This window comes from Citrobacter sp. Cpo126, assembly GCF_030332445.1.
Taxonomy (GTDB): Bacteria; Pseudomonadota; Gammaproteobacteria; order Enterobacterales; family Enterobacteriaceae; genus Citrobacter; species Citrobacter portucalensis.
Genome location: NZ_JAOWHT010000043.1, coordinates 66,346 through 86,606, shown reverse-complemented (window position 1 = coordinate 86,606; position 20,261 = coordinate 66,346). Strand labels below are relative to the sequence as shown.

Genomic DNA, 20,261 nt, shown 5'->3' with positions numbered 1-20,261 from the left:
CTGTTGTTGTCTATATAGATGTACGACCTGGCGCGGATTATAAAGAGCATCCCGGCAATTGACTATTGATGAAGGTAACATTTCTTTAAAATAAGATGAATTTTAGCAACAAACAGTCACCAACTGGTCTACTGCATCGAAAATCTCACCGTCGCTACCTGACCAGCGTCATCCATCACCAGCAGTTGATAATCCCCTTTAGTCGCCAGCCGTAGCGTAAGACGACGCCCTCGTTCTTCCAGCCTTTCACCGTTAAGAAACCACCAGCGTTCACCGCTCCCACCACTGGTTTGCACCGGCAATGAGGCTTGAGCAGAACCGGGTAAACGCTTCACAATCGCGCCATCACGAATGCCTGTCAACTGCAATGGCTGCGAAGCGTCTTGTCCCAGCGGCGGACACGTGGCAGAAACTGGCGGTAATCTCGCCCCACGGCGTTCTGATTCAGGTAGCCATGGCTCCAGCGGCAATGGCCAGACGATTAACGTTTGTTCGTGCGCCTGCGGGCAATCCGCCGCCACACGTTTGCCTTCATCATCCAGCCAGACAGGAAAACGAATGCCATTAACCCCTTCCTGCTCGGGCAATAATAACGTTGGCGGCTGACTGCCATCCAGTAACCAGGTTGCCAGACGGCGACGGCAGTTGCTGTCTCCTGGGGCAAGGGATTGCCCGCCCGGCCAGCACACCACGCCGCGACTCACGGAATCAGGACGTGGATCTTCCGGCTGATTGGTCCCGCGAGAGAGCAAAAGATTGTTGACCTGATTGAGCAGCGGCACGGCGCTGGCAAATCCAAACTGGCCCACCACCGGCGTTCCGTCTGGTCTGCCAGTCCAGATACCGATCACATAACGGGCGTTAACGCCAATCGCCCAGGCATCGCGATAGCCATAGCTGGTACCCGTTTTCCACGCCAGCGGAACCACTCTGCTCAGTGCGTTATCCGGCAGCGGTTGCGCTTCGTCGGCCATAATACGGCGAATAATCCACGCCGCGCCCGCCGACATCAACGGACGTTCAAGCAGTGGGTCACCCGGCTGCAGACGCAGTTTTCCCGCTTTTCCCTTACGGGCAAAGGCGCTGTACGCTGCGGCCATATCTTCCAGCCTTGCCCCCGCGCCACCTAAAATCAGCGACAGATTCGGCGCAGCCCCTGCGGGCAGATACAGCGGTAAGCCGACGTTACGTAACGATGCGGCAAAGCGCTTCGGACCATAGGCTTCGAGCACCTGCACGGCGGGTAAATTCAACGACCTTACCAGCGCTTCGCTCATACTCACCGGGCCATGAAAACCGCTGTCAAAATTCCCCGGTCGATAATCTCCGGTTCGCCGCGGGACATCCTGCAACAACGAAGCGGGATGAATGAGTCCGTCATCCAGCGCCAGTCCATAGATAAACGGCTTCAATACCGAGCCAGGCGAACGGATCGCATTCACCATATCCACATGACCAAAGCGGGAGTCGTCATTCATATCTACCGACCCCACCCAACCACGCACGCTCATATCGGTGTGATCGACCACAATCATTGCCAGCGAACTGCGTGCAGGTAAGCGCCCCTTCCAGTTTTGCGCCAGCTCTTCCAGTTGACGCTGCAATCCGGCATCAAGGGTAGTCACGATTTTATCGCTCCGGCTTTTTCCCAGCATCATGCGCGAGAATAACGGTGCTAACTGCGGCATTTGCCGGGGCGACAGCCAGACTGGCTCTTCACGTGACTCCTGTACCTGTCTGGCAGGCCAAATACCCTGGCTCGCCATACGTTCGAGCACTTTATTACGCGCCGCTTCAGCACGGTCCGGCCAGCGATCCGGACGCAGGCGACTCGGTGCCTGTGGCAAAACAGCCAGCAGCGCGGCATCGGAGTAACTCAATTGCGCGGGTGATTTACCAAGATAGGCCCAGCTTGCCGCCCCGACGCCCTGCAGCGTACCGCCAAACGGCGCACGGTTGAGATACAGTGTCAGGATGCCGCGTTTGGAGAGATGCCATTCCAGCTGCAATGCGCGCCAGAGCTGGCGAAACTTGCCGCCGAAGGTTCGCGGATGGGGATCGAGTAATCGTGCGACCTGCATGGTGAGCGTACTGCCGCCCGAAACCACACGCCCAGAGGAGAGGTCCTGCCATGCTGCGCGCAGTACTGAAAACGGATTGACGCCGGGATGCTTCCAGAACCAGCGGTCTTCATAGTTAATTAACGCCTCAAGGTAGCGGGGCGACACCTCATCAATCGTTACCGGATACCGCCAGATACCTTCGGCATCAGCAAAGCGCCAGAGTGGCGTACCATCATGTGCCACCACGACCCGAGCCGGATCGACTTCGCGCAAAGGCAGCGGCCAGATTTTATCTGCCGCCCAAACTGCCGCCACAATCAATAGCGCAACGGCTGCCAGCCAGAGCCAGCAGCCGCGTTTACCCAACCGGCGCATCATTTACGGTCTGACAATCAAAAGTCCCTCTGTCGCACCGGTCGCGCGCCACTGCGGAACATACATTGATTCCACCTGTGGGACGGGAACCTGGTAGGTCCCCGGCGTTACCGCTCGCGCCAGATACACCAGCGTAACCGGTTGTCCTTCATTGACCGCCACCGCAGCGACAAAGCGATCGTCACGGAACTCAACGTGCTGGATATCTGCCTGCTGCATCTGATTAAGCAAATTCGCCACTTCGCTACCGCTATCCTGCAGGCTGGCGCTGCCGTTGGCCAGATTCTGGTTTTCCAGTTCCAGTCCTGCTGGCAGTAAGTCAACCACCAGCGCATCCGGCACGTTCTGGCTGGCTTTCACCTCCAGCCAGACCAGCACCAGCTCGCCGCTGCGCAGCGAATCCAGCGATTTGCTGTTTCCGTCGAGCCCCAGAATTTGACGCTCAATATGCAGAACGTTGCTGGCAGGCGTCGGTGAGGTTTGCGGATAACCGCTCACATCCAGACGCAGCCACAGCGGTTGATTACCGGTATTGGTGACGCTCAGCGTAGACAGCGCATCGGCATCCAGATTACGCGTCTGTGATTTCTCCCCGGCTAACGGTTGCTCCGAGAGTGACGTTTGCGCCTGCCATGTGCCTGGCAAGTCCTGTAACGTACGCGCGGCAAGGAACAACGCATTATTTTCCTGAGTCGAGAGCCAGCGCTGCCCAAAGGCCTGTTCTGACAACGTGTTCAGCAGCGTATTCTGCACGTCAGGTTTGAGCTTGTTCTCTTCGAGCAAGGCCAGCATTAGCGCGTTGTCGCGTAACGCACTGCCGTAATCCGCCATCCACTGTTGCGTATCGCGGCGCGGCGTATTCAGCGCCAGCGTCAACGCCTGTTCACTGCGGTTAGCATCGCCCATATTTTTCAGCGCGATTCCCAGTTGTAACAGCGGTAAACCAGAGGCCGCTTGCGCACGACGCTCCCAGATCTCACGCAATGCGCCGAGCGGGGCTTTTTGCTGACGCGCCAGAACCAACGCGGCGTAGGCTTGTACGGCAAACCGGCTTGCTGAAGAGTCGTCGGTATAGCGAATCGACAACATTCCTGGATCCTGCAAATAGCGCAGCAGCCGTTCGTTGCCACGGTTAATGACCTCTACCGGGACGCTGTAGCCCTGTTCATTTGCCCGAACGAGGAAATCCATGACATACGCGGTCAGCCAGTACTCTTCCGACCCGTTTTTATCCCACAGCGCGAAACCGCCGTTATCACGCTGCATCTGCACTAAACGAGAAATCCCAATATCGACTGCCGCGCGGCGTTTTTCATCGCTGTCACCCACAATACCTAACGCCTTCAATTGCGCAGCGTTAGTGTATAAGGATGGGAACAACCCGCTCGCAGTTTGCTCCAGGCAGCCGTAAGGGTAAGCCTTCAGTTCGCGGATATAACGCGCCAGATTTAGCGGCGGCTTACCGCTGAACAGCAGTTGTCCCTGCATCGTTGCAGGGGAGAAATTGGTCAGTTCTTCGCCCGGAAGCTGCCAGGTTGCGCCCGGTTGAAGTGCGACACCGTTATTAACGGTTTGCGCCGGGAACGCCGGACGCATGCCAATCTTCCACTGTTTATGCTGAACTGGCAGCGTTTCACCCGGTAAAGTCAGACCGCTAATTTCTGCCTGAATTTCGCCATCGCCAAACCCCTCCCGCGCACGCACCGGAATAAACAACGTAGTCCGTACGCCTGGTGCCAGATTCAATGGAGCAGGATCTTGCCCCATCAGCTCCAGTAAGCCATTGGCCGCGAGCTTAATATTCAGTGTTTGCGGTTTGTCAGTCAGGTTAGTCACGTCCAGCGTCAGTCGCGAGGTATCGCCTCCCGCCAGAAAACGCGGCATATTCAGTTCAGCAATTACCGGCGCGGCAACAATCACCTTGCTTTCACTGCTGCCAAAGTCATCCGCCGTCCAGGCCTGTGCCATTACCCGTAGCTCGCCGTTGAAATCACCAATCGGTAGCGTCACCGTACCTTCGCCCTGCTCGTTGAGCGTGACCGGCAGCGCCTGTTGCGCCACGATATTGACGTGATTGACCGGTGGCTTACCGCCGCGTTTTAATTCATCGCCATCACCACCAAAACGCAGCGCCGCCAGCCGCCCTTGCCCTTCGATCACCTGGCCGTAAATATCATAAATATCCGCGCCATAGCGTTTTTGTCCGAAAAATGCCTGCCACGGATCTGGCGTGGCGTAATCGGTAATGTTCAACACCCCGCTATCAACGGCAGAGACCAGCACGTTAACCTGTTTTGGTACGTCGCCATTTTTGACGCTGGCTTTAATCTTGACGGTCAACGACTGGTTTGGACGTATTTTCGCCGGGTTTTCCAGCGCCAGCGCCAGACGACGGTTTTCATCACCTAACGGCAAATGCAGTAAACCAACCGCCCGTTTTGGCGTGGCCGAACGGGACTTGTCGCCAGGACGAACCACCAGCGCACTGAGATACAAATCGTGGCGATTCCAGGTTTTATCAATCGGGATGGAGATATCGAGACCATCCGCCGGTACGTCTATTTCTTGCCACCACAGCGGGCCTTCGCTGGATTCCACCATCGCATAACCTTTGCCAGCAGCAGGAGCGGCAACGTGCAGCTTCATGGTATCGCCAGGACGGTAGCTGGGTTTGTCCAGTTTCAGAGTCACGCGATCGGGACGCACAGCCCCACTGCCGTCGCTGTTATCCTGCCAGCTATAACCTGCCCAGAAGCGTACGCTGCTCACCGCATCATTCGGGGCTTTCACTTCCAGACGATAGGCACCCCACTCAACCGGGAAGCTGACTTTACCGGTTTCATCGGCCTTAAGATCCAGAGTCTGCTCACCTTCAACCAGATCCTTTTGATCGAACTGTGATTGCCAGCCCTCGCCTTCAGACCAGTTCCAGTAATAATCCCGGCGCTCGCGGATCAAACGCACCTGCAAACCGGACACCGCTTTTTTCTCGCCCTGCGCATCGGCATAAACAATGTCGAAAGCTGCGTTGCTGTTTTCATCAACGATAGGCTGATTCACAGTGGTATCAGTGCGGTAGTCATAGACGGCTTTTGCCGCAAACTGCGGACGAATACCCGGCAGCATGTCCGCAGGCCAGATGGCTTGTTCAGCCCGACGCGTCACCGGGCGGCCACCTGACTCCAGCAGGCTGGCTTGCAGGATCACCTGTAACGGGGAATGCGTCTCCTGCCATTGGCTGTTGGTGGTCACTTCGCCGCGACCGTGTTCATCCAGCGTAAGCTGAACTTCATCGAGGCTGCGGGACAGGTTTTCTTCGGCAATATTACCAAACTGGAACCCCGGCAATACCTGCACCGCTTCGCGCAGCGGGCGCAGGAAAAGCTGCCCTTGCAGAGCATTGCCGTTAGCGGGCGCGCCGTACAGGTAGTAGCCCACTACCGAGAACTTCACTTCATCAGCCGGAGCCACGGGAATCTTATTAGCGGAGAGATTGAGCGCCATCCGCTCAGGCATAAAATCTTCGACGTGGAAATCCCACATCCGTGACTGGTTGTCGCCCGTATTAGCACGAATATGCCACATACCGGTTGGCGCGTTGGTGTCCAGCGGCCAGCTAAAACGGTACAGACCGTTCTCCGGCTGGCTAACCACCGAACGTAACACTTGCCCGTCGGGCTTCACGACCTCCAGCTTCACCGGCTGGTCGGGCAACGTTTTGCCGTCGCTGTCACGCAGTAATCCGTTGAGGATCACCGTTTCGCCAGGACGATAGAGGTCACGGGGACCAAACATAAAGAACTGTTTGCTGTATCCCGGTGCACCGGCAATATCAAATTCAGCCAGATCCAACGCCGGGAGTTTCAGATCCAGCAGCGTGGTTTGCCCGTCTTTGCGGGCCAGCAATAAAGCCGCGTCTTTATCAGTCTCCAGTTTGACATGACCCTGCGCGTCGCTGGTAGCCTGCGCCAACGTCTGTCCTTTTTCGTTGAGTAAGGTGACCTCTATACCCTGCTGCGCAGCGCCGTTTTCCAGACTCTGCGTAAAGACATCCAGTTGATTATGGTAACGGTGCGCAGACACACCAATATCGCTGAGCGTGAACAGCGTAGCGGCATTACTGTAGTTGTATTGTCCAGCCTGATTCATCACCGCGATGTAAACACCTGCTTGCTGCAACGGCTTGATATCGCTCAGCGGCAGCAGCAACTTCTCACGGGTGTTACGCGCAGGATTGAGGTCAAAGCGTCCGGTATACACCAGTTCCGCCATTTTCAATAGATTGTCAGATTCCCAGTTCGTCAACGAATTGCGGTATTCCCACTGGCTGACAAATGCGCCGAGCGATTCAGGCTTCACACGAAAGAAGTTCACATCCACGCTGTTAACATTGAGGGCCATTACCGGCAGGCCTTCAATTACTTTTCCCGGCAACAGCGAGCCGCGACTGGCAAACCCAACGCTTGGCTGTACATCGCGGGTGGTAATGTTTTTTTCATAATCAATAGCGAACGTCGCTTTATTCAACGCCAGCAAATCACGCTCAATGGTCACCACCAGTTCCCGGTTAGGTTCCAGATGGCGTAAGCGCAGCTCTTTCAGATTTGGCGCCAGCTCCCAGGCACCATCCACTTTGCCGCTTTTTTTATCAACAACGTGCACGACGCGGGAAAAATCTTGTTCTGGAGCGAGGGGAATGGAGAAGGTCAAAACGAGTGTTGCCGCACCGTCGAGCTGGACCTCTGAGGCATCCAGCAGCGTCAGCGACTTGCCCTGGCTTTGTTGCACCAGCTTTTGTAATTGGGCCTTGTCTTTTACTGGCGCAGTCTGGGGAGCTGGCGAGTCAGGTTTCGCAGCCGTCGGTGATTTTTCGTTATTATTATCGCACCCGACCAGTGCCAGCATCAGCATGCAGGCCGCTACGCGTAAATGTTTCATTTTTCATCCCTGGCCGTAGTGGCCCGTTAGCTACGTAGAACAACTATTATGCGTCAGATTTCCGGCTGTGGAAGTCAGTAACTGAACAACGTTGTCTTAATTTAAGTGATTAATGTGGATTCACCTGACAAATCAGCCTGTTTTACTTGTCGCTTTACGGTAAACATCCGACAATTTGCCAAAACCTGGTAAAAATGGAGATGCCTATGACCACCGCCTTCTTTGTCGCTGCCGACTGGCTTGCCGAACACATTGACGACCCGGAAATACAAATTCTTGATGCCCGGATGGCACCTCCAGGACAGGAAGATCGCGATGTTGGCGAGGAGTATCGTGCGGGCCATATTCCTGGCGCAGTCTTTTTTGATATTGAAGCACTTTCCGATCATACCTCACCGCTACCGCATATGATGCCACGCCCCGAAGCCTTTGCCGTTGCGATGCGCGAGCTGGGCGTTGATCAGGATAAGCATCTGGTTATCTACGATGACGGTAATCTGTTTTCCGCGCCACGCGCATGGTGGATGCTGCGGACATTTGGCGTCGAAAATGTCTCCATTCTGGCAGGCGGTCTGGCAGGCTGGAAGCGCGATGAGTTAATGCTCAAGGAAGGCGATGAGGATTTACCTGAAGGTGAATTTAACGTGGCCTTTACGCCTGACGCAGTTGTGCGCGTTACCGATGTACTGCTGGCCAGTCATGAAAAAACGGCGCAGATCGTCGATGCCCGTCCGGCTGCGCGTTTTAATGGCGAAGTTGACGAGCCGCGTCCTGGTCTGAAACGTGGTCATGTGCCGGGTGCGCTTAACGTACCGTGGACAGAACTGGTTCGTGACGGCGAACTGAAAACCACCGATGAGCTGGATGCTATTTTCTTCAGCCACGGCGTGAGCTTTGACCGCCCTATTATCGCCAGCTGCGGCTCCGGCGTAACGGCTGCCGTCGTCGTGCTGGCACTTGCCACGCTGGGCGTTTCTGACGTCGCATTGTATGACGGCGCATGGAGCGAATGGGGAGCGCGCAACGATTTACCGGTAGAACCGCAATTATAAAGCTGGAAAAGCCGGATAGCGCTTCGCTTATCCGGCCTACAATTTAGATAATCCGGTTCTGTTTAAAGTCGCGCAGGAAACCGCCCCAGCGGCGTTCGTAGAACGGTGCGATATGCTCAGTGATAAAGTGGCTCACGCCCTTCTCACCCTTCTTCACCTGGCAGATATCAATAGGTTCATCGCCCGGCAGCGTATCGGTCGCGACGCTGCCAGCAGCGTGGATGATCTCTTCAATATCCCCTTCCGCTTCAATACCAATCAGCAGATTCGGCTGGGCTTCCGCGCTTTCTTTGATTGAGCAGAGAAACGCGCGTTTTACCGGCTTAATGGTTTTAAACAGCGTAGTCAGCGAGTCAATCATCTGCGCCGGAGGTTCAGCGACTTCAGAGAGGATCAGCGATTCACCGCCTTCCAGTACTTCCTGGGTGCTGAGCGGATTCCCCTCTTCCCCCATCAGCAGGCTGATTTCACGCGGCATAAATTCTTTGCCGGTCGGCAGTTTCGCGTTGAGAAAGAGCGTTTCGCCGAGCGTCATTTCAAACAACGTACGCACCGGCATAACGACAAATGCTTGCTCATCTTCCGCCGCCTGCTGCAGGGCTTCCAGAGAAGTGAAGAACGGGATCACGGTCGTGCCGTCTTCTTTTTCCCAGTGCTGCAGGTCGAGAGCGCTGTCTTCAACCACCGCCTCGCCTTCTGCGGCAGTACCCGGCACCCAGACTGTGGATTCCAGTAAAGTACGGAAAAATGCCGGACGATGCGCAGGTTCTGTCGCCGCTTGTTCCAGCAATGTTTCTAATTCGTTTTTTGTTTCGGACATAAGTATCACAAATTGGATGAATACATGTAGGCCGGATAAGCGTAGCGCCATCCGGCAATACAGTAATAAATTATGCGGTCAGCAGATTCGCAATCGTGCGCACACCCAGACCGGTTGCGCCCGCAGACCACTGCTCAACCGGCGCTTTGCGATAGGTTGCGGAGCAGTCGATATGCAGCCAGCCCTGCTGGTAGTTTTCCACGAAATGGGACAGGAAGCCCGCCGCGGTGCTTGCGCCAGCCGGGTAAGCCGCGCTACCGGTGTTATTCAGTTCGGCAAAGTTCGACGGCAACTGGCTACGGTGAAACTCTGCCAGCGGCAGACGCCAGAACGGTTCGTTTTCTTGCGCCGCACTTGCCAGCAGGCGAGCAGCCAGCTGATCATCAAAGCTAAACAGCGCGTGGTAATCGTTGCCCAGCGCGGTTTTCGCCGCGCCGGTCAGCGTGGCAGCATCAATGATCAGTTCCGGTTTCTGCGCGCTGGCATCGATCAGGCCATCGGCCAGCACCAGACGTCCTTCGGCATCGGTATTCATCACTTCAACTTTTTTACCGTTGCGATAGTGAATAATGTCGCCGAGCTTAAAGGCGTTGCCGCTAATCAGGTTATCCGCGCAGCACAGATACAGCTTCACGCGCTTGTTCAGACCACGGGTGATGGCAAATGCCAACGCGCCGGTGACCGTTGCCGCACCGCCCATGTCGGACTTCATTGAGTCCATAAATGCGCTTTGCTTGATGCTGTAACCACCGGAATCAAAAGTAATTCCCTTACCAACCAGGCAGGCATAAACCGGGGCTTCTTTGTCGCCTGTTGGGTTGTAGTCCAGCGCCAGCAGCACTGGAGGACGTTCAGATCCGCGACCCACGGTATGCAGGCCCATGTAGTTCTGCTCGCGCAGATCTTCACCTTTGGTGATGCGGTAAGAGACGTTATCGCACGCGACGGAGCACAGCAGATCAACAGCGCGCTGCGCCAGCTGTTCCGGACCCAGCTCTTCTGCCGGGGCATTAATGGTATCGCGCACCCAGTCAATAATCTTCAGACGGCTATCCAGCTCTTTGCGCTGCGCTTCGTCCAGAGCGGCCCACTCAACTTTGCGGGTGCCTTTTGGTCCCTTGTAGCCCTGCCAGAACGCCCAGCTACGTTCGGTATCCCAGCCTTCACCGTCCAGTTGAACGTGTTTAATACCCAGGCCGTCGATTTTACGCGCAGCACGCTGGATAAGGCCGAGGTCATCTTTTCCGTTCAGGTGCAGGGTAATGCCGTCATTATTAATGCTGTATGTCGCCTTTTCACCCCAGCGGGCATCGGCGGGTTGCGTGGAAAGCGTAATTTTCATGGCTTCTGTCATTTTATTTATCCTTATTTTCGCGCATACAGGAAAACGGGCCACCCGTGGGCAGCCCGTTGACTTATTCGGCTTCGTCCAGCCAGACCAGCAAAATGGCCTCAAGGATTTTTTCGTTCGATGCCTGAGGATCATCATCGAACTCTTCCAGGTCACAGATCCACTGGTGCAGATCGGTGAAACGAACGGTCTTGGGATCGAGATCGGGGAAAGCGTCATACAGCGCCTCGCCGATTTCGCGGCTATCGGTCCACTTCAGTCCCATACTACCCTCTGTTAATGCTCACGCGCATGATTGATTGTGTAACGTGGGATTTCGACCACTAAATCGTCCTCGGTTACCCGCGCCTGACAGCTTAAACGGCTCTCCGGCTCCAGTCCCCAGGCTTTATCCAGCATGTCGTCTTCTTCTTCTGTGCTTTCCGGCAAAGAATCAAAACCTTCACGCACGATGCAGTGGCAGGTAGTGCAGGCACAGGATTTTTCACAGGCGTGTTCAATCTCGATTCCGTTACGCAGGGCAACGTCGAGAATGGTTTCGCCGGTCTCAGCTTCCAGAACTGCGCCATCGGGACAGAGATCCTGATGAGGCAAAATAACAATCTTTGGCATATTAAACCTCGTCCACGGAATGGCCTTTCAGCGCGCTACGGACGGATTTGTCCATGCGGCGAGCGGCGAATTCCTGGGTTTGTTTGTCTACGTTTTTAATGGCTTGTTCTATCGCGTCAACATCGTCACCCTGTGCAACCTCGCTCAAGTGCGCGGCGGCGGTGTCGATAGCCTGACGTTCTGCGGCGCTTAACAGCGCGGCATCAGCGTTCAGCGCACCGGATAAACTCTCCAGTACGCGTGCCGCTTCGACTTTCTGTTCTGCCAGCATACGGGCTTTAACGTCCTGCTCGGCAAAACTCATCGAATCCTGAATCATGGAGGCGATTTCACTGTCGGTCAGACCATAGGACGGTTTAACCTGGATTGAGGACTCAACGCCTGTGGATTTCTCCATGGCGGTGACGCTCAGCAGCCCATCGGCATCCACCTGGAAGGTCACGCGGATGTGCGCACCGCCAGCCGGCAATGCCGGGATGCCGCGCAGCGCAAAACGCGCCAGTGAACGGCAGTCCTGCACCAGCTCACGCTCGCCCTGCATCACGTGAATGGACATCGCGGTTTGGCCATCTTTAAAGGTGGTAAAGTCCTGCGCGCGCGCCACTGGGATAGTGGTGTTACGCGGGATCACTTTCTCCACCAGACCGCCCATGGTTTCCAGTCCCAGAGACAGCGGGATAACGTCCAGCAGCAGCATTTCGCTGTCCGGTTTATTTCCGACGAGAATATCCGCCTGGATTGCCGCACCGATAGCGACCACTTTGTCCGGGTCAATAGAGGTCAGCGGCGTGCGGCCAAAAAATTCACCGACGCGTTCACGTACCAGAGGCACGCGCGTTGAACCGCCAACCATCACCACTTCCAGAACATCTTGCGGCTCCACGCCCGCATCTTTCAGCGCGCGACGGCAGGCCAGCAGCGTACGCTTGACCAGTGCGGAAATGCGTTCATTAAAGGTTTCACGGGTGATTTCACCCTGCCATCCTGCCACGTTAACCGTTACAGAATCAGCGTCGCTAAGTGCGATTTTCGCTGCAATCGCGGCATCCAGCAGTTCACGCTGTACGCGGTTATCGCTGCGATCGGCCACGCCCGCCTGCTCGCGAATGTAATCGGCCAGCAGATGGTCAAAATCGTCGCCGCCGAGCGCGGAATCACCGCCGGTCGCCAGCACTTCAAACACGCCACGGCTCAGGCGCAGAATAGAAATATCAAACGTACCGCCGCCAAGATCGTAGACTGCGATCACGCCTTCCTGACCGGAGTCCAGACCATACGCGATCGCCGCTGCGGTCGGTTCGTTCAGCAGACGCAATACGTGCAGGCCCGCCAGACGCGCGGCGTCTTTGGTCCCCTGACGCTGTGCATCGTCAAAGTAAGCCGGAACGGTGATAACCACGCCGTCCAGTTCGCCGGACAGCGATTCGGTAGCCCGCGCGGCCAGCGCTTTCAGAATATCAGCGGAGACGCGCACCGGATTAAGCAAACCGGCAGCGGTTTCAATCATCGGCAGACCGTTTTCGCTCGCCTGGAACGTATATGGCAGATGCGGGTAACGCGCCTGGATATCCGCCAGAGAGCGGCCCATCATGCGTTTTACTGAGCTAACGGTGTTTGCCGTATCCAACGCTGCATTGGCGCGGGCATCGTAACCGACAGAGTAGCCCTGCTGCTGATAGTGAACCACTGACGGCAACAGGTGGCGACCTTCATGGTCTGCCAGCGTTTCGGCCTGGCCGCTGCGTACGGTAGCAACCAGGGAGTTGGTGGTGCCTAAATCGATACCTACCGCCAGACGACGCTGGTGCGGCGCGGCGCTCAGACCAGGCTCACTAATTTGTAATAAGGCCATTTTCGCTTCCGGAAATTAAAAATCGAGCAGTTTTTCTTCGAGTTGTTCTGCACTGCTTCGCAGTTTATCGAGAAAACGCAGCTTACGCACGGTATCTGCCGCTGCGTCCCACGTCTCGCTATCCAGCTGTTCCACCATCAGTTGATGGCGAACGTTATACATTTCGCTGACGCGTTTCATAAACGCATCTAAACGTTGACTGTCTTTTGCCTGTTCAATCTCGTCCAGCTCTTCACGCAGCTCAAGTTGCTCCATCAGGAACGCGGTATCGCGCACCGTGTGCTGCTCGCTGCGGATATCAAAACCGTGTAAAGACAATAAGTATTCGGCGCGCATCAAAGGATGACGCAGCGTTTGCCAGGCCTGGTTGATAGTGGCGGACTGCGAAACCGCAGCAAGTTGTTCCGCCTGGGAACCGCTGGCGAATTTATCAGGATGATACTGACGTTGTAGATCCTGAAAACGTAGGCTCAGCGCCTGAGTATCGAGCTGATAACGGGCCGGTAAGCCAAAGAGGGTGAAGTAGTCCATAACATTCTCAGGGCATCGATTCTCTGTTGTTCGATGAGGCAAAACCAGAGAGTCAGGTAAAACAAACCCCACGCGCAGGCGACCACGGTGGGGTTATCAGTAAGCGCGTTACACGTGGAAGCTTTCGCCGCATCCACATTCGTCTTTCACGTTCGGGTTAGTGAACTTAAACCCTTCGTTCAGACCTTCTTTGACGAAGTCTAACTGCGTACCGTCGAGGAATTGCAGGCTCTTACCGTCGATCACGACTTTTACGCCTTTGTCTTCAAACACGGTATCTTCAGCCGCCGGCTCGTCAACAAATTCCAGTACATAGGCCATACCTGAGCAGCCGGAGGTTCTCACGCCCAGACGCAGACCAAACCCTTTACCGCGGTTTGCCAGGAAGGTATTTACACGCGCTGCTGCACTGTCGCTTAAGGTAATCGACATAATAAAACCTCAACTCTTAATTATTTTGCTTCACGTTTGCTTTTGTAATCCGCAATCGCGGCTTTAATCGCGTCTTCAGCCAGAATAGAGCAGTGAATTTTCACCGGTGGCAGTTCAAGCTCGTCGGCGATATCGGTGTTTTTAATCGCCTGTGCTTCGTCCAGAGATTTCCCTTTTACCCATTCGGTAACCAGAGAGCTGGAAGCAATAGCGGAACCGCAGCCGTAAGTCTTGAAACGCGCGTCTTCAATGATACCCTCATTGTTGACTTTGATCTGCAACTTCATCACGTCGCCACAGGCTGGTGCACCCACCATGCCGCTACCCACGTTCTCGTCGCTGTTGTCAAAAGAGCCCACGTTACGTGGATTCTCGTAATGATCGATAACTTTTTCGCTGTAAGCCATGTTGAATTCTCCTTATCGGTGCCGAATTAGTGATGTGACCATTCAATGCTGTTCAGATCCACACCCTGTTTGAACATTTCCCACAGTGGAGAAAGGTCGCGCAGACGGCCAATGGAGTTGCGAACCAGATTGATGGCATAGTCAATCTCTTCTTCGGTAGTGAAACGACCTAAAGAGAAACGAATTGAGCTGTGTGCCAGCTCGTCGGTCATCCCCAGCGCGCGCAGCACGTAGGATGGCTCCAGGCTTGCAGAAGTACATGCAGAACCGGAGGATACAGCCAGGTCTTTCAGCGCCATAATCAGCGACTCGCCTTCAACAAAGTTGAAGCTGACGTTGAGAATGTTCGGTGCGCCCTGCTCGAGGTCACCGTTGAGGTACACCTCTTCCATATCTTTCACGCCGTTCCACAGACGGTTACGCAGACTGCGCAGGCGCGCCATCTCGGTTTCCATCTCTTCTTTAGCGATACGGTATGCTTCACCCATGCCGACGATCTGGTGCACAGGCAGCGTACCGGAACGCATACCGCGCTCGTGACCGCCGCCGTGCATCTGCGCTTCAATACGAATACGCGGTTTACGACGAACGTACAGCGCGCCGATACCTTTCGGACCATAGATTTTGTGGCCGGAGAAGGACATCAGGTCAACTTTCAGTTGGCTCAGATCGATAGGCAGTTTGCCCACGCTCTGGGTCGCATCAACGTGATAGATGATGCCGCGAGCACGGCACATTTCGCCGATAGTCGCGATATCCTGCACCACGCCGATTTCGTTGTTCACGTGCATGATGGACACAAGAATGGTGTCGTCACGCATTGCCGCTTCAAGTTCTTTCAGGTCGATAATGCCGTTACGCTGCGGGGCGAGGTAGGTGACTTCGAACCCTTCGCGCTCCAGCTGACGACAGGTATCCAGCACGGCTTTGTGTTCGGTTTTGCTGGTGATGATGTGCTTGCCTTTTTTCTGATAAAAGTTGGCTGCACCTTTAATCGCCAGGTTATCGGATTCAGTCGCACCGGAAGTAAATACGATTTCACGCGGGTCAGCGCCCACGAGGTCGGCAATCTGGTTACGGGCGATATCTACCGCCTCTTCAGCCTGCCAGCCGAAACGGTGTGAACGAGACGCTGGGTTACCAAAGTTTCCGTCCAGGGTCAGACACTGCATCATTTTCTCGGCAACACGCGGGTCCACCGGCGTGGTTGCGGAGTAGTCGAGATAGATCGGTAATTTCATTGCTCTATAAACTCCGTACATCGCTTCAATGCAAGGAATCAGGCAACCGGCTGGATGTACGACCGAGTTAACGGGGTGTGTAGCACCCCGGCCTGATTCTAAAATACTTTTATTATGCGCGTAACTTAACGTCGATCGCGTCTTGAGCACGATTAGTGCGTGGAGCGTCATGGGTATGCTGGCGACCAGACACATCCAGGACTTCCTGATTATTTACCAGTTCGCCCAACGTAATGTTGTTGAGGAAACCGGTCAGACGATCGCTCAGATCGCGCCACAGCGCGTGGGTCAGGCATTTATCGCCGCCCTGACAACCGCCTTTGCCCTGGCAACGGGTCGCATCTACAGACTCGTCAACAGCGCTAATCACTTCACCTACTGCGATGCTGCCGGCATCTTTACCCAGCAGATACCCGCCGCCTGGTCCACGTACGCTGGAAACCAGACCGTTTTTACGCAAACGGGAAAACAGCTGCTCCAGATATGACAGGGAAATTCCCTGACGTTCAGAAATATCAGCCAACGGTACCGGGCCCGTTTCGGAGTTGAGCGCAACGTCCAACATTGCGGTCACGGCGTAACGCCCTTTTGATGTCAGTCTCATGTCTTACTTAGCCTCAAACTCGCCCCTGCCCGGGGTTTTTTATTGTAAAATGGGGGTATTGCATAGCAGGGGCAAGTCTGACATTCCCGACTAAATCAGTCAACTATTTACTTGACTAATTTAGTCAGGTATTTAACCTTCAGTGCCATTTTCACTTGCCGGATGCGCTTCGCTTATCCGGCCTACGAATCGTGCGGCCTGTAGGCCGGATAAGCGAAGCGCATCCGGCATTAGTACAGTTACTTGCTTTTATTCTGCTGCTCGATTGAAGCTAAAATCCCGCGCAGGATGTTCAGTTCCTGGCTCTCTGGACGCGCGCGCGTAAACAAACGACGCAGTTTATTCATCACCTGCCCCGGGTGCCCTTCGCGGATAAACCCGGTCGACAGCAGCGTTTGCTCCAGATGACCGTAAAAACGCTCTAAATCATCGACCAGCGGATACTCTGCTTCTTCGTAATCTATGGTCTTGTCGCTTTCCTGCGTCGCCAGCCAGGCCATGCGCACCTCATAAGAGATGACCTGCACTGCCATCGCCAGGTTGAGCGAACTGTATTCCGGGTTCGCGGCAATGGCGACGTGATAATGGCACTTTTGCAGTTCTTCGTTGGTCAGACCAACACGTTCACGACCAAAGACCAGCGCCACCGGCGAGTTCGTCGCTTCAGAGACACTTTTTAAACCGCATTCACGCGGATCCAGCATCGGCCACGGCAGCGTGCGGGAACGCGCACTGGTGCCTACCACCAGGCTACAACCTGCCAGCGCTTCATCGAGCGTATCGACGATCTGCGCGCTGCCGATCACATCACTGGCCCCCGCAGCCAGGGCGATTGCCTGGGAGTCCGGTTTAACCAGTGGATTTACCAGCCACAGATTGGTTAAACCCATGGTTTTCATTGCGCGGGCTACAGAGCCCATGTTGCCAGTGTGAGAGGTTTCCACCAGCACGATTCGAATATTTTGCAGCATTGTATTTCTTCGGCTAAAGATTATTCTGGCATATTATCATAAAACGAAGACATATTCCGAACTCGCTGCTATACTCTGCGCCGTTTTCCCGTTCTTTAACATCCAGTGAGAGAGACCGATGCATCCGATGCTGACCATCGCCGTGCGCGCAGCGCGCAAGGCGGGTAATGTAATTGCCAAACACTACGAAACCCCAGACTCTGTAGAAACCAGCCAGAAAGGCAGCAATGATTTCGTGACTAACGTCGATAAAGCCGCCGAAGCGATTATTATCGAAACGATTCGCAAATCTTACCCACAGCACACCATCATCACCGAAGAAAGCGGTGAACATGTTGGTGAAGATTTGGATGTTCAATGGGTTATCGATCCACTGGATGGCACCACCAACTTCGTAAAACGTCTGCCGCACTTCGCGGTATCCATCGCAGTACGCATCAAAGGCCGTACTGAAGTCGCCGTTGTTTACGATCCAATGCGTAACGAACTGTTCACCGCAACCCGTGGCCAGGGCGCACAGCTGAACGGCTACCGTCTGCGTGGCAGCACCGCCCGCGATCTGGATGGCACCATCATCGCCACCGGTTTCCCGTTCAAAGCCAAACAGCACGCCGCTTCTTACATGAAAATTCTTGGCAACATGTTTACCGAATGCGCGGACTTCCGCCGCACCGGTTCTGCTGCGCTGGATCTGGCCTACGTTGCCGCAGCCCGCGTTGACGGTTATTTCGAAATTGGCCTGCGCCCGTGGGATTTCGCCGCAGGTGAGCTGATTGCCCGTGAAGCTGGCGCACTGGTTTGCGACTTTACCGGTGGTCATAACTACATGGCGACCGGCAACATCGTTGCAGGTAACCCGCGCGTAGTGAAAGCCATGCTGGCTAACATGCGTGACGAACTGAGCGATGCGCTGAAGCGCTAATCGTTGATGCCGGATGGCGGCTAGCGCCTTATCCGGCCTACCAGGGAAGTTCCCCGTAGGCCGGATAAGCGAAGCGCCATCAGGCATTCATCCTACAACAGTGCTAAAACGGTCTTATCCCTCGCCCTACCGGCACCGCACTCATCCACATCACTACCGCAGCAGCGATCAGCACCGCACCACCGGCTAACGCCAGCGTCGTCCAGCCAATCTGTCGCCACAATACCGGCGCTTTATGCCCGCTAAGTTTCACCGCCAGCGAGCGGAAACTGTGTACCAGCAGAGCCAGTGACGTAATCGTCAAAGATGTTCCTGCCGCCATCGCCAGCGCCGACGCCATACCCCAGCTAAACACGCCAACCACTTTGCTGAACAGTAAAACCATGATGGCCCCCGAGCACGGGCGCATCCCCATAGACAGCACGATCATCAACCGGGCACGCCAGTCATCACCATTTTGCAGCTGTTCAGGATCGGGCAAATGCTGATGCCCGCAGCCGCAACCCTCGTGATGCACATGATGCGGCGTGAAGGCAGTGAATTTTGGGCGGCGCAGCAGCTGGCGCAATTTCTTCAGCGCACGGACGCACAATAAAACACCCAACACGCCAACCAGAGCATAACTCCCTTTCTCCAGCCAGAAACTACTCATATGTAGCTGTCGTGCAGGCAACTGCAAGATGGTAAGCACCACAACCACCAGTCCGATAGCGACCAGCCCCTGTAATAAAGATGAGGCTAGCGTCAGGCCAATACTCGACTTCAGCTTCGAGGGGTGCGTTGCCAGCCAGGTGGTAATAACGACTTTTCCATGTCCCGGCCCCAGCGCATGCAGAACGCCGTAGAGAAAACTAAACAGCAGCAGCGATCCCCCGGCCTGGGCCGGATTGGCGGCAACTGCTTTCAGCAACCCGCTCATCTGTTGGTTAACGTCGCGCTGCCAGACGACACTTTTCATCATCACCTGCGGCCAGGCCTGCCATAGCCACAGTATGCCGCCTGCCGCCAACAGCAAAAAGACAGCCAGCGGCCATAGCGTCAGCCAGCGACGTCTGGCTGCACGTTGTTGATAAACTACTGACATTGCAGCGTTACCGTCTGTGCAAACTGTTTACCCAACTCCATATCCTCCGGCGGTGCGTCTTCTTTATCCAGCGACTGCGCAAAGCTCAGCGTTTGTTCATTGGGCGTCGGCGTATGTACTGAAATCCGGCATTTCTGGCTTATGGCCTGCCCCAGCCTGGCGTCGCTGTCTTTGTCATAGCTCATATCAACGTAGTAGGTCGGGTCGAAGGTTGAAATGGTATATTTTTGACCACTCAGCGGCTGAGCTTCGGCCAGCGGCAAAACGAACGTCAGCACAGCCTGGTGTTCCTCCTGCGCCATGCCATATTCCGTCGGCCTGTTTTTAAACTTTACCTTTTTCCCGTCGTGCCACACTTCGGTGAAATAGTGCTGCCCGAGAACGTTGGCCATCACTTCCGCCGCCAGTTTCTTCCAGATCTCATCACCAGGTTTGGCATTCCCCGCATCGTAAAGCAGATCCGCCGAGGTAATTTCATCCATCGTCCAGCGCATTTTCAGCGCGACGAACTGGTCATTCTCGCTCACTATCTCAGTTTTCAGATGGATAAAGCTGTGGGGATGCGCGCCTGCGCCAAAGGACAGGACAGCGAGAAACAACGTGATAATGATACGTTTAACGCCTTGCATGAGTTCTCCACGATGAAAATCTACACCGCCACAAATAATGATGCCTGGTTTGGCGAAAGTGTGCTGAGGATACCATTGAACGAAAAAATATTGAGCACCCTTTTCCGGTATCGATTCAGTTCTCAATTTCGATAATTTCTTCTTCGGGAAATTCCCCTCAAACACCTTTTCGGCGTCAAAACTTAAGCCAAATGATAATGATATGTTAATTGATAGTTTCATTTTAATATTTAATTAACACTTAATTTGAACGACTGAATGTAAAACCATGCAAATTTAACTAATTATTAACTATTTTATTTCCATAAATTCACAACAATGGGCATAGATCACATTCACAAAACTTATGATTCATTCCCTCTTCCATTCATTGTTAA

Annotated in this window: 17 protein-coding genes; 2 read left to right on the top strand and 15 right to left on the bottom strand. The window is 54.7% G+C overall.

Annotated features, from left to right (window positions below; translation table 11 throughout):
* Positions 1-128: 128 nt before the first annotated feature.
* Positions 129-2,441 (bottom strand): peptidoglycan glycosyltransferase PbpC, encoded by a 2,313-nt coding sequence (gene pbpC, locus OGY17_RS20980; protein WP_008785457.1) that lies wholly within the window; start codon positions 2,439-2,441, stop codon positions 129-131.
* On the bottom strand, positions 2,442-7,376 hold the full coding sequence (locus tag OGY17_RS20975) for an alpha-2-macroglobulin family protein (RefSeq protein WP_008785458.1): 4,935 nt from the start codon (positions 7,374-7,376) through the stop codon (positions 2,442-2,444). It lies immediately after the preceding gene.
* A 206-nt stretch (positions 7,377-7,582) separates the two neighbouring features.
* On the opposite strand from OGY17_RS20975, the gene sseA reads away from it, so the two are divergent.
* The gene (gene sseA, locus OGY17_RS20970; RefSeq protein ID WP_048225027.1) at positions 7,583-8,428 is read left to right on the top strand and encodes a 3-mercaptopyruvate sulfurtransferase; all 846 of its coding nucleotides are present in this window, start codon (positions 7,583-7,585) and stop codon (positions 8,426-8,428) included.
* Positions 8,429-8,471: 43 nt separating this feature from the next.
* Here the strand turns inward: sseA and sseB are convergent, their stop codons facing one another.
* From sseB to trmJ, 11 genes are all read right to left on the bottom strand, one after another.
* On the bottom strand, positions 8,472-9,248 hold the full coding sequence (sseB, locus tag OGY17_RS20965) for an enhanced serine sensitivity protein SseB (RefSeq protein WP_286608278.1): 777 nt from the start codon (positions 9,246-9,248) through the stop codon (positions 8,472-8,474).
* Positions 9,249-9,318: 70 nt separating this feature from the next.
* Positions 9,319-10,602 (bottom strand): aminopeptidase PepB, encoded by a 1,284-nt coding sequence (gene pepB, locus OGY17_RS20960; protein WP_008785461.1) that lies wholly within the window; start codon positions 10,600-10,602, stop codon positions 9,319-9,321.
* 61 nt (positions 10,603-10,663) lie between these two features.
* A complete protein-coding gene (gene iscX, locus OGY17_RS20955; RefSeq protein WP_003037694.1) occupies positions 10,664-10,864 on the bottom strand; it encodes a Fe-S cluster assembly protein IscX in 201 nt (66 codons plus the stop codon).
* A gap of 11 nt (positions 10,865-10,875) precedes the next feature.
* Complete coding sequence (gene fdx / locus OGY17_RS20950; protein ID WP_003037690.1) at positions 10,876-11,211, bottom strand: ISC system 2Fe-2S type ferredoxin; 336 nt, start codon at positions 11,209-11,211, stop codon at positions 10,876-10,878.
* Position 11,212: 1 nt separating this feature from the next.
* Entirely contained in the window at positions 11,213-13,063 is a 1,851-nt protein-coding gene (gene hscA, locus OGY17_RS20945) for a Fe-S protein assembly chaperone HscA (RefSeq protein WP_071446842.1), read from the bottom strand.
* A gap of 15 nt (positions 13,064-13,078) precedes the next feature.
* Positions 13,079-13,594: a co-chaperone HscB gene (gene hscB / locus OGY17_RS20940; protein WP_003835201.1), complete on the bottom strand. Its 516-nt coding sequence runs from the start codon at positions 13,592-13,594 to the stop codon at positions 13,079-13,081.
* Between the two features lie 108 nt (positions 13,595-13,702).
* Positions 13,703-14,026: an iron-sulfur cluster assembly protein IscA gene (gene iscA / locus OGY17_RS20935; RefSeq protein WP_003835203.1), complete on the bottom strand. Its 324-nt coding sequence runs from the start codon at positions 14,024-14,026 to the stop codon at positions 13,703-13,705.
* A 20-nt stretch (positions 14,027-14,046) separates the two neighbouring features.
* Positions 14,047-14,433, bottom strand: a complete 387-nt coding sequence (gene iscU, locus OGY17_RS20930) for a Fe-S cluster assembly scaffold IscU (protein ID WP_002913991.1) — start codon at positions 14,431-14,433, stop codon at positions 14,047-14,049.
* 26 nt (positions 14,434-14,459) lie between these two features.
* Positions 14,460-15,674: a cysteine desulfurase gene (gene iscS, locus OGY17_RS20925; RefSeq protein ID WP_003835233.1), complete on the bottom strand. Its 1,215-nt coding sequence runs from the start codon at positions 15,672-15,674 to the stop codon at positions 14,460-14,462.
* Between the two features lie 112 nt (positions 15,675-15,786).
* On the bottom strand, positions 15,787-16,278 hold the full coding sequence (iscR, locus tag OGY17_RS20920; RefSeq protein ID WP_003037674.1) for a Fe-S cluster assembly transcriptional regulator IscR: 492 nt from the start codon (positions 16,276-16,278) through the stop codon (positions 15,787-15,789).
* Between the two features lie 239 nt (positions 16,279-16,517).
* Positions 16,518-17,249, bottom strand: coding sequence for a tRNA (cytosine(32)/uridine(32)-2'-O)-methyltransferase TrmJ (gene trmJ / locus OGY17_RS20915; protein ID WP_008785463.1), 732 nt, complete (start codon positions 17,247-17,249; stop codon positions 16,518-16,520).
* Between the two features lie 118 nt (positions 17,250-17,367).
* On the opposite strand from trmJ, the gene suhB reads away from it, so the two are divergent.
* On the top strand, positions 17,368-18,171 hold the full coding sequence (gene suhB / locus OGY17_RS20910) for an inositol-1-monophosphatase (RefSeq protein WP_003835237.1): 804 nt from the start codon (positions 17,368-17,370) through the stop codon (positions 18,169-18,171).
* 103 nt (positions 18,172-18,274) lie between these two features.
* Here suhB and OGY17_RS20905 read toward each other — a convergent pair whose 3' ends face one another.
* Together OGY17_RS20905 and OGY17_RS20900 are read right to left on the bottom strand one after the other, a co-directional pair.
* Positions 18,275-19,255 (bottom strand): nickel/cobalt transporter, encoded by a 981-nt coding sequence (locus OGY17_RS20905; RefSeq protein WP_008785464.1) that lies wholly within the window; start codon positions 19,253-19,255, stop codon positions 18,275-18,277.
* A complete protein-coding gene (locus OGY17_RS20900; protein WP_008785465.1) occupies positions 19,246-19,884 on the bottom strand; it encodes a DUF1007 family protein in 639 nt (212 codons plus the stop codon). The genes OGY17_RS20905 and OGY17_RS20900 overlap by 10 nt, the downstream gene beginning before the upstream one ends.
* Between the last annotated feature and the right edge of the window lie 377 nt (positions 19,885-20,261).

Bases quoted from the DNA above. Each gene is read 5' to 3' on its own strand.
- sseA (WP_048225027.1), top strand. From the start codon at position 7,583: ATGACCACCGCCTTCTTTGTCGCTGCCGACTGGCTTGCCGAACACATT.
- iscU (WP_002913991.1), bottom strand. From the start codon at position 14,433: ATGGCTTACAGCGAAAAAGTTATCGATCATTACGAGAATCCACGTAAC.
- fdx (WP_003037690.1), bottom strand. From the start codon at position 11,211: ATGCCAAAGATTGTTATTTTGCCTCATCAGGATCTCTGTCCCGATGGC.
- OGY17_RS20975 (WP_008785458.1), bottom strand. From the start codon at position 7,376: ATGAAACATTTACGCGTAGCGGCCTGCATGCTGATGCTGGCACTGGTC.
- suhB (WP_003835237.1), top strand. From the start codon at position 17,368: ATGCATCCGATGCTGACCATCGCCGTGCGCGCAGCGCGCAAGGCGGGT.
- pbpC (WP_008785457.1), bottom strand. From the start codon at position 2,441: ATGATGCGCCGGTTGGGTAAACGCGGCTGCTGGCTCTGGCTGGCAGCC.
- iscS (WP_003835233.1), bottom strand. From the start codon at position 15,674: ATGAAATTACCGATCTATCTCGACTACTCCGCAACCACGCCGGTGGAC.
- trmJ (WP_008785463.1), bottom strand. From the start codon at position 17,249: ATGCTGCAAAATATTCGAATCGTGCTGGTGGAAACCTCTCACACTGGC.
- sseB (WP_286608278.1), bottom strand. From the start codon at position 9,248: ATGTCCGAAACAAAAAACGAATTAGAAACATTGCTGGAACAAGCGGCG.
- hscB (WP_003835201.1), bottom strand. From the start codon at position 13,594: ATGGACTACTTCACCCTCTTTGGCTTACCGGCCCGTTATCAGCTCGAT.
- OGY17_RS20905 (WP_008785464.1), bottom strand. From the start codon at position 19,255: ATGTCAGTAGTTTATCAACAACGTGCAGCCAGACGTCGCTGGCTGACG.
- iscX (WP_003037694.1), bottom strand. From the start codon at position 10,864: ATGGGACTGAAGTGGACCGATAGCCGCGAAATCGGCGAGGCGCTGTAT.
- hscA (WP_071446842.1), bottom strand. From the start codon at position 13,063: ATGGCCTTATTACAAATTAGTGAGCCTGGTCTGAGCGCCGCGCCGCAC.
- pepB (WP_008785461.1), bottom strand. From the start codon at position 10,602: ATGACAGAAGCCATGAAAATTACGCTTTCCACGCAACCCGCCGATGCC.
- iscR (WP_003037674.1), bottom strand. From the start codon at position 16,278: ATGAGACTGACATCAAAAGGGCGTTACGCCGTGACCGCAATGTTGGAC.
- OGY17_RS20900 (WP_008785465.1), bottom strand. From the start codon at position 19,884: ATGCAAGGCGTTAAACGTATCATTATCACGTTGTTTCTCGCTGTCCTG.
- iscA (WP_003835203.1), bottom strand. From the start codon at position 14,026: ATGTCGATTACCTTAAGCGACAGTGCAGCAGCGCGTGTAAATACCTTC.